The following is a 13,820-nucleotide window of genomic DNA, read 5'->3' as shown; positions in this document are numbered from 1 at the left end:
GGCCCGATCCGTGATCATGACCTGGGCGTGGCGCGTCGCGGACGACGTGGACCGGGTGCTGCGGGTCAGACCGTGACCGAGATGACCCGCACGATGCTCATCAGGATGATCGTGACGAGCATCACGATGGACCAGCCGAAGTCGAGTGCGACGGCGCCCATCCGCAGTGGCGGGAGGGCGCGGCGCACCGTTCGGATCGGCGGGTCCGTGAACGTGTAGACGAACTCGGCGACGACGAGCATCCCGCCGCGGGGACGCCACGACCGGTTGAACGCCTGCACCATGTCGAGCGCGAACCGCCCCCAGAGCACGAAGAAGTACAGCAGGAGGAGGAAGTACAGGATCGTGAAGATCACGGACACGGTGCGGCTCGCTCGTCTCGGGTACGTGGTGTCCGGAGAGCACCGCGTACGGGGCGGGTGGGCCTGGGCGGCGCCACACGGTCACGAGGACCGAGCGACGCGACGACTCAGGACTGGGCGAAGAAGGACGCCTCGATGTCGGACTCTACCTCGGGCGCCTCACCGCTCACTGCGACGTGCGCCGGGGAGAGCAGGAACACCTTGTTGGTGACGCGCTCGATCTTGCCGTAGAGGCCGAGGGACAGGCCGCTCGCGAAGTCGATCATGCGGCGGGCGTCGGCCTCGGTCATCTGCGAGAGGTTGATGATGACGGGGATCCCGTCGCGGAAGCTCTCGGCGATGGACTGGGCGTCCTTGTACTCGCGCGGGTGGACGGTGAGGATCTCGTTCATTTCCTGGACCGGGGTCGCCTTCTGTGCGGTCGTGTGCGAGCGGCGGAGCGGGGTGACCTGGGCGCCGCGCTGGTGGGTGTGCTTCGGCTCGGCCGGAGCGGGGGCGGTCGCCGTGGCTGCCGGTGCGGCGGCGGGGGCCGTTGCCGGTGCTGCCTCGTGCTGCACCGCGGGAGGTGCCGGCTGCTGCTGCTGTGCGCGCGCCTGGGCCGGCGACGCCTGCTGCTGCTCGTCCTCGTACTCGAGTTCCTCGTCGGCGAGGCCGAGGTACACCATCGTCTTCTTCAACGGACCGGCCATGGTTCCTCCAGTGGTGTTCGTGCTCGTGGATGCCCTGCGACGAGGCTAGGGCGAGACCGGGCGGTTTCCGGTGATTGCCGTGCCGATCCGTAGGTGTGTCGCGCCCTCGAGCACGGCGTCGGGGAAGTCGCCGCTCATGCCGGCGGAGATGTCCGTCGCGGTCGGCACGATCCGCTGCACGCGCTCGGAGATCGACCGCAGCCGGGCGAAGGCCGGACGGGGCTCCTCGTCGAGCGGTGCGACGGCCATCACGCCCCGCAGGGCGATCGTGCCGGTGCCCACGATTCGCTCCACCATCGCCTCGACGTCGTCGGGCGCCACCCCACCACGACCGGGGTCGTCGGTGAGGTTGACCTGCACGAAGCCGTCGATCACGGGAGGCTCGGGCTCGGACTCGGTCGGGGCGAACGCGTCGACGACCGAACCGCGGTCGAGCGACTGCACCACGTGCGCGTACCGGCGGACCTGGCGCGCCTTCTTCGACTGCAGCTGTCCGACGAAATGCCACGTCAGGTCGAGGTCGGCGAGCTCCGCCGCCTTGGCCTGTGCCTCCTGGTGGCGGTTCTCCCCCACGTCGGTGACGCCGAGTGCGGCGAGTTCGCGGACGAGCGACGCCGGGTGGTACTTGGTCACCACGACGAGCGTGAGCTCGCCGGGATCACGGCCAGCGGCCCGCGCCGCGTCGGCGATGCCGTCGCGGACGCGGGCCAACCGGTCCTGGAGGCTCGTGGGAGCGTCCGACAAGAGGACTACTTCAGGAAGTCGGGGACGTCGAGCTCGTCGTCGTCGCCGTCGAAGGCCGGGTCGGCAGCGCGCTGCGCCGGCGGCTCGTGCTCCTGCGACGCCCAGGACGGCGACGAGGTGGTCGAGTCCTCGATGGAACCGGTCGAGCCGGTGGCGACCGGCACGGTCGAGCCGCCCTCGGGGTCGACCCAGCTCGAGCGACGCTCCTTGAGCTGCTGCGTCGGCTCGCCACCGTCGAAGCCCGCCGCGATGACCGTGACGCGGACCTCGTCGCCGAGCGTGTCGTCGATGACGGCACCGAAGATGATGTTCGCCTCGGGGTGCACGGCTTCCTGCACGAGACGCGCGGCGTCGTTGATCTCGAAGATGCCGAGGTTCGAGCCGCCCTGGATCGAGAGCAGCACGCCGTGCGCACCGTCGATCGAGGCTTCGAGCAGCGGAGACGCGACGGCGAGCTCGGCGGCCTTGATGGCACGGTCGGCTCCCCGCGAGGACCCGATGCCCATGAGCGCCGAACCGGCACCCTGCATGACGCTCTTGACGTCGGCGAAGTCGAGGTTGATCAGACCCGGGGTCGTGATCAGGTCGGTGATGCCCTGGACACCGGCGAGGAGCACCTGGTCGGCGGTCGCGAACGCCTCGACCATGGAGATGCCACGGTCGGAGATCTCGAGCAGGCGGTCGTTCGGCACGACGATGAGCGTGTCGACCTCGTCCTTGAGCCCGGCCACACCGTTCTCGGCCTGCGACTGCCGGCGCTTGCCCTCGAAGCTGAACGGCTTCGTGACGACGCCGATGGTGAGCGCACCGATCGACTTCGCGATGCGGGCGACGACGGGCGCGCCACCGGTCCCGGTGCCACCACCCTCGCCGGCGGTCACGAACACCATGTCGGCACCCGCGAGGGCCTCTTCGATCTCCTCGGCGTGGTCCTCGGCGGCACGACGGCCGACCTCGGGGTCCGCGCCGGCGCCGAGGCCGCGGGTGATCTCGCGACCGACGTCGAGCTTGACGTCGGCGTCGCTGAGCAGCAGGGCCTGGGCGTCGGTGTTGATCGCGATGAACTCGACCCCACGGAGGCCCAGCTCGATCATGCGGTTGACGGCGTTGACGCCGCCGCCGCCGACACCGACGACCTTGATGACGGCGAGGTAGTTGTGGTTCGTGGTCACGTCAGTCCGGCCTCCGGTTGAACCCTCAACCTCTACTTGAAGTTCAGGGTCTTTGCTGCTAGGTGTGGTGCTTGCAACGACGCTACGGGTGCGCTCGCTGCGCTGTCGTGCCGCCACGCCGCGTGTCGGGAGATGCGGTCCCGCAATTCCCCGGCCAGCCTACGACTGGGCGCGGATGATGCCGTTGTCCGGTGCGGAGACGTCGTACTCGACCGCGGTGCTCGGGTCGCGCGTCGCGTGGTCCTTCACGAGGGCGTCGAGCAGTGCGGCCTTGGCGTCGGACTCGTCCGGGCTCCCCCACACGACCCGGGAGCCGTCCTTCATGGTCAGCGTGACGTCGTCCGCCGTGGTGGCCGAGACCCCGGACACCTGCGAGCGGACCGTGGACGGCAGCGCGAGGACGACCTCGGTCATGGTGCGGAACACGCTCGACCCGAGCTTCGCGGAACCGATGTCCGCCAGGGGCATCGTGTCCGGCTGCGTCGGCGAGGACTGCACGACGATGCCGGCGGGGTCGACGAGCGAGAACGAGTCGCCGGTCTTCACGGCGACGACCGGGGAGCGCTCGGTCACGGTGACGACGAGCGTGTTCGGCGGCTCCTCCTCGGTGACGTAGCTCTCGATGAGCGGGAAGCCCGCGATGTCCTTCTTGATCGCACCGAAGTCGAGCCGGGCGAGCGGCGTGCCGATCTGCTCGGACAGGGCCTGGCGGAGCGCCGCGTCGTCGACACGGCTGGTGCCCTTGATCTCGATCGTCCGCAGGGCCATCAGCGGCGAGTACACGGCGACGAGGATGGAGACGCCGAGGACGACGACCACACCCCCCGCCGTGGCCCACGCGACGCGACGGTGGCGCGAGCGGCGGGTGAATCGACGGACCTCGGCTCGTTCGAGGAGCTTCCGGCGCTTGCGGGCGACGCGTGCTTCGCGCGCGGTCTCCGCGGCGCGGACGCGGGCGCCGATGGGCGTCTCCTCGGCGTGCTCCGGACGGGAGGCAGTGGTCGCGTCGACCACGTCCGTCACGGTCGCGACGTGCTCACGATCGCCGTGCTCGCGCTCGTGCTCGTGCTCGCCGAGCGCGCCGGCGTCCGACGTCGCGCCCTCCTGCGGACGTCGCGCCCCGTCGCGTCGGGGCGCGACGTCCGCAACGGGGTGCGATGCGCGGAGTCCGGTGGTCGCCGGAGCCGGGTCCGTCGGTGCGGGATCCGACGTTGCGGGGGTGGGCCGGGCCTCCTGATCGGTGCCGGCACCACGGCGGACGGGCAGCCGCGGGAGGCGCGGTACCCGTCGCTCACGCGGTGCGCGGTCGTGCTCGACCGGGGCCTCCGGCTGGGCCGGACCCTCGTCGAAGCCCTCTGGTCGCTTCACCGCGACAGCGCCTCGAGGACCTGCGGGATGATGCGGTACACGTCGCCGCAGCTGAGCGTCATGATGATGTCGCCGTCACGGGCGACCGCCGCCGCGCGCGCGGACGCCTCTGCCCAGTCGGGCAGGAACTCGACGCGGGACTGGTCGGCGAAGCGCTCCTGGACGAGTGCGCCGGTGACGCCGGGGACCGGGTCCTCCCGCGCGCCGTAGACGTCGAGCACGACGGTGTGGTCCGCGAGTTCCTCGTAGACCTTCGCGAAGTCACCGGCCATCAGCTGGGTGCGCGAGTACAGGTGCGGCTGGTGGATCGCGATGATCCGGCCGTCGCCGACGACGTTCCTCGCCGCCTTGAGCGCCGCGGCGACCTCGGTCGGGTGGTGGGCGTAGTCGTCGTAGACCGAGACGCCGCGCTCGACGCCGTGCAGCTCGAAGCGACGCTCGGTACCACCGAAGGCCTCGATGCCGCGGATCGCGTCGGCGGGGGCGACGCCGAGGCCGGTGAGCACCGCGAAGGCGCCGACGGCGTTGATGGCGTTGTGCCGGCCGGGGACGCGGAGGGTCAGGTGGTGGGACTCGCCCGCCGCCCGGAAGTCGACCTCGACGCCGGCTGACTCGACGATGCGCTCGATGCGGACGTCGGCGTCGGCGGCCTCGCCGAACGTGGTGATCGCCGGGGCGTCCGGTCGGGAGCGGACACCATCGGTCACGCGCTTCGCGCCGGCGTCGTCGCTCGACACGACCACGGTCTCGCTCGCCTTCGCCGCGAACTCGACGAAGGCGTCGATGAAGGCGTCCTCGCTGCCGTAGTGGTCGAGGTGGTCGGCGTCGACGTTCGTGATGAGCGCGACGGCGACGTCGTAGAGCAGGAAGGAGCCGTCGGACTCGTCGGCCTCGACCACGAACAGGTCGCTCGAACCGGGGGCCGAGCTGGTGCCGAGGGACTGGATCACGCCGCCGTTGACGAAGCTCGGGTCCAGGCCGAGCTCGACCATCGCGGTGACGATCATGCCCGTCGAGGTGGTCTTGCCGTGTGCCCCGGCGACGGCGACCAGCCGGTGCTCGGCGATCAACGCGGCGAGTGCCTGGGAGCGGTGCAGCACCGGCAGTCCGCGGCGCTGCGCCTCGAGGAGCTCGGGGTTGTCCGGCCAGAGCGCACTCGTCACGACGATCGTGTCGGCATCGCCGACGTTCGCGGCGTCGTGCCCGATGCGGACGTCGGCACCGAGCTCGCGCATCCGACCGGTCGTCGCGGTCTCGCGGGAGTCGCTGCCCGTGACGGTGTGTCCTGCTGCCAGGAACATCCGGGCGATGCCGCTCATGCCGGAGCCGCCGATGCCGACGAAGTGGACCGTGCCGAGGTCGTCCGGGATCGGCTGGGTCAGGTCCGGCTTGATGGTCATGGTTCCTCCGTGGTGCTGCCGGTGTCCGTGCTGCTCGCGTTCGTGCTGCTGGCGCTCCTGCTGCTCGCTCGCGCTGCGTCGAGGGCGAGGTCGGTCATCCGGTCCGCGCCGTCGCGGTGGCCGACGCTGCCGGCCTGCACCGCCATGTTCGCGATGCGGGAGCGGTCCTGCAGGATGCTCAGCAGCTGGAACGTCACCCAGTCCTGGTCGAATTCCTCGTCCGCGACGAGCACCGCTCCCCCGGCGCCGACGACGTCGCGGGCGTTGTGCCGCTGCTCGCCGTTGCCGACAGGGTACGGCACCAGGACGCTCGGCAGCCCGACGGCCGTGAGCTCGCAGACCATGCCGGCGCCGGAGCGCGAGACCACGAAGTCGGACGCGGCGTACGCCAGGTCCATCCGGTCGCAGTACGGCAGGACCGTGTACCCGTCGAGTTCGCTCGGACCGATGTCCGACTTGCCGCCGACGACGTGCAGGACCTGCCAGCCGGCACCGACGATCGTCGCGGCGGTACGGTTGATCGTGCGGTTGATGCTCCGGGCGCCGGACGACCCGCCGGTGACGAGCAGCACCGGTCGTGCGGGGTCGAGGCCGAACTCGGCCAGGCCCTCCGCACGGCTCGCCCGGCGGTCGAGCGACTCGATCTCGCGCCGCAGCGGCATGCCGACGACGCGCGAGTTCCGGAGGCGGGTGTTCGAGAACGTCACGCCGACGTACTTGGTCAGGAAGGCGGCGAGCCGGTTCGCCAGCCCGGGCTTGGCGTTCTGCTCGTGCACGACGATCGGCGTGCCGGTCCGCTTCGCGGCGATGTACGCCGGTGCGGACGCGTAGCCGCCGACGCCGAGGACCACGTCGACCTCTCGCTCGCGGATGATCTGCTCGGTGCGCTTGACCGCCGCCCAGAACGCCGTCGGGAACCGCAGCGCCGCGGCGTTCGGCTTCCGCGGGAAGGGCAGCCGCGGGATGGTCAGCAGCTCGTAGCCGCGCATCGGGACGAGTCGCGACTCGAGTCCCTCCGCGGTGCCGAGCACGATGACGGAGTCCTCCGGGGAACGCTCGGTCAGCCGGTCCGCGACCGCGAGCAGGGGGTTGACGTGTCCGGCGGTGCCGCCGCCGGCGAAGAGGTAGGTGCTCACCGGAGGGATCCGTTCCGAAGGTCGTTCGTCCGGGGCAGACCGTGCTTCCCGGGGAGTTCGCGGGCGAAGGACAGCACGACGCCGATCGCGACCAGGGTCATGATGAGCGCGGATCCACCGGCGGAGATGAGCGGCAACGGCACGCCGAGCACGGGCAGCAGCCCGAGGACGACGCCGATGTTGACGAGTGCCTGCCCGATGATCCAGGCGAGCACACCGCCGGTGACCGTCCGGACGAAGGCGTCGTCGGACACGCGGATGATGCGGACCATGCTGATGGCGAGCACCACGAAGAGGGCGAGCACCACGACGGCGCCGATGAGGCCGAGCTCCTCACCGATGATCGCGAAGATGTAGTCGTTGTCGGCCTCCGGCAGCCAGGACCACTTCGCCTTGGAGTTGCCGAGCCCGACGCCGAACACCCCACCGGAGGCCAGTGCCCACATGCCGTGGACCGGCTGCCAGCAGAGGTCCTGGTACTGGCTGGTGTCGGTGCAGCCGGAGAGCCACGCGCTGATGCGGGACGACCGGGAACTCGACGCCATGGTGACGAACGGCAGGAGGACGAGGATCGCGCCGACACCGATCCCGAGGTGGCGGAGGCGGACCCCACCGACGAACATCGCGCCGAAGACCAGGATCATCATGACCATCGCCGTTCCCTGGTCTCCGCCGAACAGCACCAGGCCGATCGCGCCGGCCACGACGAGGGCGATGGGCGGCAGGATCTGCTTCCACTCGTCCAGGCGGTTCCGCTTCTGGTAGATGATCGTGCCGATGCCGAGCACGAGTGCGAGCTTCAGGATCTCGGACGGCTGCGCGGTGAAGGAGCCGAGCTTGATCCAGTTCCGGTTGCCCTGGATCGAGTAGCCGAGCGGCGTGAGGACGACCGCGGCCTGCACGATGAGCCCGAGCACGATCACCCAGCGCGAGTACCGCCGCCAGAACGCCGTCGGGATGCGGCTCGCGATGAGCATGAGCGGAACACCGATGATCGCGTACATGCCCTGCCTGGTGAAGGCGCCGAAGAAGTCGTGCGTCTCCTTGTACTGCTCGACGCTCGACGAGGACAGCACCATCACGACGCCGAAGACGACGAGGAACAGGGTGACACCGAGGATCGTGTAGAACGAGCTGGACTCGGCGACGAAGACGTTCTTGACGGCGACGACCGCGCCGTTCGTGCGACGTGCGGCGTTCTGGGTGGACGTGGTCACGCGGCCGCTACGGCCGTTCGGAAGATCCGTCGTCGCCATCGGCGTTTCCTCCCAGGTGCTCGTGGACCGCCGCCGCGAAGCGCTCGCCTCGGTCCGCGTAGGAGCCGAACTGGTCGAACGACGCTGCAGCCGGGGCGAGGAGGACCGTGTCGCCCGGTCTCGCGACCGACGCGGCATGCCGGACCGCCTCGGGCATGACCTGATCAGTGTCCGATGCTTCGACCTGCAGGACGGGCACCGACGGCGCGTGTCGCGCGAATGCCTCGAGCACGGGGCCTCGGTCGGTCCCGATCACGACGACGCCGCGTGCGGTGGGGCCGAAGCGCTCGACCAGCCCGTCGATGTCGACGCCCTTGAACAGGCCGCCGACGACCCAGACCACGGACTCGAACGACGACAGCGACGCGGTCGCGGCGTGCGGGTTCGTGGCCTTCGAGTCGTCGACCCAGGCGATGCCGTCGGCCGTCGCCACGAGCTCGGTGCGGTGGTGGTCGGCGCGGAAGGCCTGCACCGCGCTCTGGATCGAGCTCGGGCGGACGGAACCGGCACGGGCCAGGGCAGCGGCGGCCAGGACGTTCATCGTCATGTGCGGGCTCGCGAGCCCGGCCTGCTCGAGGTCGGCGTGCGTGGCCAGCTCGAGCGCGCTCTTCTGCCGGTCCTCGGTGAAGGCCCGGTCGCAGAGCACGTCCTCGACGACCCCGACCTCGCCGGGTGCGGGGATGCCAGGAGTGAAGCCCACGGCACGGCAGCCCTCCACGACGTCGGCGTCCTCGACCATCGCGCGGGTCACCTCGTCGGTGACGTTGTACACGCACGCCAAGACGGTCCGCTCGTAGACCTTCGCCTTCGCGGCGCGGTAGGCCGCGGCGGACCCGTGCCACTCGAGGTGGTCGTCGGCGATGTTCAGGCACGCCGACGCGAGCGGCAGCACCGCGCCGTCGCCGGAGTCGGCCATGTAGTGCAGCTGGTGGCTGGAGAGCTCGACCACCAGGACGTCGAAGCCGTCCGGGTCGCGCACGACGTCGAGCACGGGCACGCCGATGTTGCCGCAGGCGACCGCGCGCAGTCCTTCGGCCTCGTACATCGCGGTGGTGAGCTGCGTCGTGGTGGTCTTGCCGTTGGTCCCGGTGATCGTCACCCACGGCGCGGCGACCGGGCCGCGGACGACCTTGTCGCGTACGCGCCAGGCGAGCTCGATGTCGCCCCAGACGCTGCTGTGCTCCACCGCCCACCGCACGGTCGGGTTGTGCGGCGGCAGGCCCGGCGAGACCACGACGAGGTCCGGTGCCTGCTCCTGCAGCGCTGCGGGCACCACGTCGAGCGGCGTCTGCACGAAGCGGGCCCCGATCACCGCGAGGAGCTCGACGCTGTCCGACGGCGCGTCCGTGGAGTACACCGTGACGGTGCTGCCGAGCTCGACGAGCGTGTCCGCGACCGAGAAGCCGGTCGCGCCGAGGCCGAGCACGGCGACGTCGAGGCCCTTCCAGCCCTCCGAGTACCAGCTGTCGAGACCATCCAGACGGTCAGCCAACGCGCGCGATCCATTCCAGGTAGAAGAGGCCGATGCCGGCCGCGACGCAGAGTCCGGCGATGATCCAGAACCGCACGACGACCGTCACCTCCGCCCAGCCCTTGAGCTCGAAGTGGTGGTGGAGCGGACTCATCCGGAAGATGCGCTTGCCGCCCGTGATCTTGAAGTACGCCCGCTGCAGGATGACCGAGCCGGTGACGATGAAGAACAGGCCGCCGATCAGGATGAGCAGGAGCTCGGTGCGGCTGAGGATCGCGAGACCGGCCAGCGCGCCACCGAGGCCGAGCGAGCCGGTGTCGCCGAGGAAGATCTGCGCGGGGGACGTGTTGTACCAGAGGAACCCGATCAGGCCGCCGCAGACCGCGGCCGCCACGACCGCGAGGTCGAGCGGGTTCGCCACCGTGTAACAGGCGTGCTCCGTGCTCGCGTCGAGCCGCGCACCGCCGCACATCTGGTTGGACTGCCAGAACGAGATGATGACGTAGGACCCGATCGCGAGGATGCTCGATCCGGTCGCGAGCCCGTCCAGGCCGTCGGCCACGTTCACGCCGTTCGACGTCGCGACCGTCAGGAAGACGATCCACGCCAGGAACAGGATCGTGCCGATGACCGTCCCGAGCGCCATGAAGTCGAGCCACGGGATGTCGCGGATCGCGGACACCATCGTCGATGCCGGCGGCTTGCCGTTCCCGCTCGGGACGACGAGCGCGATCGTGGCGAAGATGACGCCGACGATGACCTGGCCGAGGATCTTCGCCCATCCGCCGAGACCGAGACTGCGCTGGCGCCGGACCTTGAGGAAGTCGTCGACGAAGCCGACGAGCCCGAGCCCGACCATCAGGAACAGCACGAGCACGCCGGACAGCGTGATCGAGTCCCGCCCGATCAGGTGACCGACGAAGTACCCGAGCACCGTGCCGAGGATCAGGACGATGCCGCCCATCGTCGCGGTGCCGCGCTTGGTGTGGTGCGACTGCGGCCCATCGTCGCGGATGAACTGTCCCCAGCCGAGACGGTGGAACAGCTTGATGAACAAGGGCGTGAGCAGCAGTGTGAACACCAGCGACACGGCGCCGGCGATCAAGAGGGCGATCATACGGAGACACCTCCGAGACGGTCGCCGAGGAATCGCAGCCCGGCCGACTTCGAGGACTTGACGAGGACGACGTCGCCGGGGCGGACCATCTCCTGCAGGGTGTGGACGGCGTCGTCGACGTCCTCGATGAACACGGACTCGCCGTCCCACGATCCCTCGAGGGTGGCGGCCTGGTGGATGGGCATCGCGCCGCGGCCGACGACCACGAGCTGTCCGATGCCGAGACGCACGACGAGCCGACCGATGCGGTCGTGCTCCTCGACGGAGTACTCCCCGAGCTCGGCCATCTCGCCGAGCACGGCGATGGTCCGCTCCCCCGGGCGCACGATCTGCGCGAGGGTGCGGAGCGCAGCGGCGGTCGAGTCCGGCGACGCGTTGTACGCGTCGTTGATCACGGTGACGCCGTCCGGACCGCCCTGGAGGAGCTCCATGCGCCAGCGCTCGGCGCGCGTCATCGACGCGAGCGCGGCGGCGCCGTCGGCCAGTGGCACACCCCAGCGGTGCGCGACGGTCAGCGCGGCCGTCGCGTTCATCGCGTGGTGCTCGCCCAGGATGGCGAGGCTGACGTCGACGGTCTCGGGGACCTGCCCCGAGCCTCCTGGCCGGTCCTGGTCCTGGTCCTGGTCAGGTCGGACGGGAGGCGCGGTGAGCGTGAAGCGCGTGCCGTCGCGGTCCGTGGACACACCGGACAGGCGGTAGTCGGCGTCGTCCGACGTGCCGAAGCCCACGACGGATGCGGCCGTGAGGCCGCGCATGGCGGCGACGCGGTCGTCGTCGACGTTGAGGAGCGCGGTCGCGCTGGCCGGCAGGTCGGTGACCATCTCGGACTTCGCGCGCTGCGTCGCCTCGATGCCGCCGAACTCCCCAGCATGGGCGAGGCCGACCTTGAGGACGACACCGACGTCGGGTTCGGCGATGCGGACGAGCGCGGCGATGTGGCCGATGCCGCTCGCACCCATCTCGACGACCAGGTAGCGCGTGTCGTGCGTGATCCGGAGCATCGAGATCGGTGCGCCGACGTGGTTGTTGAACGACCCCTCCGGCGCGACGGTCTCGCCGTGCTGCTGCAGGATGGTCCGCAGCATGTTCTTCGTGCTCGTCTTGCCGTTCGATCCGGTGATCCCGACGACCTTGAGGTCGCCACCGGCACGGACGCGGGCGACCACCTCGTGTGCCAGTGCGGCGAGGGCGGCGTACCCGTCGGCGACGACGATCTGAGCGGTCGCGGAGCCGTCCGGCAGCTCGGTCTCGTGTTCGGTGATCACGAGGGCTGCACCGGACTCGGCGGCCGACGGCACGAACCGGTGTCCGTCGGTCTCCTCGCCGAGCAGGGCGAAGAAGACGCTGCCGGCGCCGACCAGACGGGAGTCGGTCTCGACGGAGCCGTCCACGACCGTCTCGGCGGCACCGCGAACGAGCTCGCCGTCGACCGCGGCGGCGATCTCGGCGAGGGAGAGGGCGATCATCGCACTTCCTCCACCGGGCCGGCGTTCGGCTCCCAGCCGGCCTCGCGGAGGGCCGCACGGGCCTCGTCGCGGGCGGAGTACGGGGTCCTGACCCCCTGGATGTCGCGGTAGTCCTGGTGACCGGGGCCGGCCCACAGGATCGAGTCCCCTTCGCCGACGAGTCCCACCGCGGTGCGGATCGCCGCTTCCGGCGGGCTGACCTCGTGGATCTCGTGGTCCGGGAACGCTTCGCGAGCGGCGTCGACCAGGGTCTTCCTGATGGACGCGGCGTCCTCGAAGCGGGGGTGGTGGTCGGTCACGACGAGGATGTCGGAGCCCTCGGCCGCGACGCGGGCCATGTCGCCGCGCTTCGTCGTGTCGCGGTCGCCGTCGGCGCCGAACAGCATGACGACCTTGCCGGGGGTGAACTGGCGCACGGCGGCGAGGGTGTTGAGGAACGCGTCGGGGCTGTGCCCGAAGTCCACGTAGACGCTCGGCCCGCGGTCGCCGGAGACCCGCTCGGTGCGGCCGGGCAGGTAGCACTCGATGGCGCTGACCGTCTGGTCTGCACCGTCCTCGTAGTGCCGGTGGTTGCTCTCGAGCGCGTGCGCGATGGCGCCCAGCTCGAACCCGCCCTCGACGAGCATCACGATGGCCAGCGCGGCGTTCGCGGCCATGTGCCAGCCGATGAGGGGCACACGGGTGGTGAGCTCGCGACCCTCGGGGCCGGTCAGACGGAACTCCGTGTACGCGGCGTGCGCGTCGACGATGTCGACGTGCCACTCGGCATCGACCTCGGGGTGCACGGTGATCGTCGTGACGGGGATGCGGGAGTCCTGGACGACGCGCTGACCCCAGTCGGTGTCGAGCGAGACGACGCCGCGACGACCGTGCTCCGGCTGGAACAGCGGCAGCTTCGCCTGGTAGTACTCCTCCATGTCGGCGTAGTCGTCGAGGTGGTCGTGGCTGAGGTTCGTGAACGCCACGACGTCGAAGACGATGCCGTCGACACGGTGCCGGCTGAGGGCCTGCGCGCTCACCTCGACGGCGACCGCGCGGACCTCGCTCTCGCGCATGCGGGCGAGGAGCGCGTGCATCTCGCTCGCCTCGGGGGTCGTGAGCCGACTCGTGACGCTGAGCGAGCCGATGTGGCGCTCCGCGGTGGAGCTGAGGCCGGAGACCAGGCCGAGCTGCTTGAGGATCCCCTCGAGGATGTAGGACGTGCTGGTCTTGCCGTTCGTGCCCGTGACCGCGAAGAGCTGCGGCAGGTCGGTCGCCTCGTCCGGGTGCGTGCGGTAGACCCACGCCGAGACGTCGCCGAGCGCCGCTCGGGGGTCGTCGACGACCAGGACCGGCAGCCCGGACGGCTGGGCCAGTGCCACGCCGTCGGCATCGGTCAGGACCGCGACGGCACCGCGCTCGGCTGCCTGAGTCGCGAACTCCGCGCCGTGCCGGTTCGCACCGTGCACGCCGACGAACAGGTCACCCGGCTGCACCTCGGCAGCGCTCAGCGTGACACCGGTCGTCTCGACCGCGTCGAGCGAACCGACGACCCGCAGGCCGAAGGCGTTGGCCAGCTCGGCCACGGCCCTCGGGGTCGGGTGTTCGGGTCGGAGGACCGGGGGGATCCGTGCGGACAAGTGCTCCTTCTTCCTCTCCA

Annotated in this window: 12 protein-coding genes; all 12 read right to left on the bottom strand. The window is 70.6% G+C overall.

The features are described 5' to 3' along the window. Positions 1 to 65: 65 nt before the first annotated feature. Positions 66 to 362 (bottom strand): YggT family protein, encoded by a 297-nt coding sequence (locus ACO0E1_RS14015; protein WP_281264191.1) that lies wholly within the window; start codon positions 360 to 362, stop codon positions 66 to 68. Between the two features lie 107 nt (positions 363 to 469). Next, positions 470 to 1,051, bottom strand: a complete 582-nt coding sequence (locus tag ACO0E1_RS14010; RefSeq protein ID WP_422874761.1) for a cell division protein SepF — start codon at positions 1,049 to 1,051, stop codon at positions 470 to 472. Between the two features lie 45 nt (positions 1,052 to 1,096). After that, the gene (locus tag ACO0E1_RS14005; RefSeq protein WP_422874760.1) at positions 1,097 to 1,795 is read right to left on the bottom strand and encodes a YggS family pyridoxal phosphate-dependent enzyme; all 699 of its coding nucleotides are present in this window, start codon (positions 1,793 to 1,795) and stop codon (positions 1,097 to 1,099) included. A 5-nt stretch (positions 1,796 to 1,800) separates the two neighbouring features. After that, the gene (gene ftsZ / locus ACO0E1_RS14000) at positions 1,801 to 2,967 is read right to left on the bottom strand and encodes a cell division protein FtsZ (protein ID WP_422874759.1); all 1,167 of its coding nucleotides are present in this window, start codon (positions 2,965 to 2,967) and stop codon (positions 1,801 to 1,803) included. A gap of 159 nt (positions 2,968 to 3,126) precedes the next feature. After that, entirely contained in the window at positions 3,127 to 4,335 is a 1,209-nt protein-coding gene (locus ACO0E1_RS13995) for a cell division protein FtsQ/DivIB (protein WP_422874758.1), read from the bottom strand. Further along, complete coding sequence (murC, locus tag ACO0E1_RS13990) at positions 4,332 to 5,735, bottom strand: UDP-N-acetylmuramate--L-alanine ligase (RefSeq protein ID WP_422874757.1); 1,404 nt, start codon at positions 5,733 to 5,735, stop codon at positions 4,332 to 4,334. The genes ACO0E1_RS13995 and murC overlap by 4 nt, the downstream gene beginning before the upstream one ends. Continuing rightward, positions 5,732 to 6,871, bottom strand: a complete 1,140-nt coding sequence (locus ACO0E1_RS13985) for a UDP-N-acetylglucosamine--N-acetylmuramyl-(pentapeptide) pyrophosphoryl-undecaprenol N-acetylglucosamine transferase (protein WP_422874756.1) — start codon at positions 6,869 to 6,871, stop codon at positions 5,732 to 5,734. The genes murC and ACO0E1_RS13985 overlap by 4 nt, the downstream gene beginning before the upstream one ends. Continuing rightward, entirely contained in the window at positions 6,868 to 8,127 is a 1,260-nt protein-coding gene (gene ftsW, locus ACO0E1_RS13980) for a putative lipid II flippase FtsW (protein WP_479723423.1), read from the bottom strand. The genes ACO0E1_RS13985 and ftsW overlap by 4 nt, the downstream gene beginning before the upstream one ends. Beyond that, complete coding sequence (gene murD / locus ACO0E1_RS13975; protein ID WP_422874754.1) at positions 8,096 to 9,619, bottom strand: UDP-N-acetylmuramoyl-L-alanine--D-glutamate ligase; 1,524 nt, start codon at positions 9,617 to 9,619, stop codon at positions 8,096 to 8,098. Before murD ends, ftsW begins: the two co-directional genes overlap by 32 nt. After that, on the bottom strand, positions 9,612 to 10,715 hold the full coding sequence (gene mraY, locus ACO0E1_RS13970) for a phospho-N-acetylmuramoyl-pentapeptide-transferase (RefSeq protein ID WP_422874753.1): 1,104 nt from the start codon (positions 10,713 to 10,715) through the stop codon (positions 9,612 to 9,614). Before mraY ends, murD begins: the two co-directional genes overlap by 8 nt. Next, on the bottom strand, positions 10,712 to 12,181 hold the full coding sequence (locus ACO0E1_RS13965) for a UDP-N-acetylmuramoyl-tripeptide--D-alanyl-D-alanine ligase (RefSeq protein ID WP_422874752.1): 1,470 nt from the start codon (positions 12,179 to 12,181) through the stop codon (positions 10,712 to 10,714). Before ACO0E1_RS13965 ends, mraY begins: the two co-directional genes overlap by 4 nt. Then, a complete protein-coding gene (locus tag ACO0E1_RS13960; RefSeq protein WP_422874751.1) occupies positions 12,178 to 13,800 on the bottom strand; it encodes a Mur ligase family protein in 1,623 nt (540 codons plus the stop codon). Before ACO0E1_RS13960 ends, ACO0E1_RS13965 begins: the two co-directional genes overlap by 4 nt. Positions 13,801 to 13,820 lie beyond the last annotated feature (20 nt).

This window comes from Curtobacterium guangdongense (genome assembly GCF_049341845.1).
Lineage (GTDB): Bacteria > Actinomycetota > Actinomycetes > Actinomycetales > Microbacteriaceae > Curtobacterium > Curtobacterium guangdongense.
Note: the sequence above shows the minus strand (reverse complement) of the source record. Positions and strands in the feature narration are given on the sequence as shown.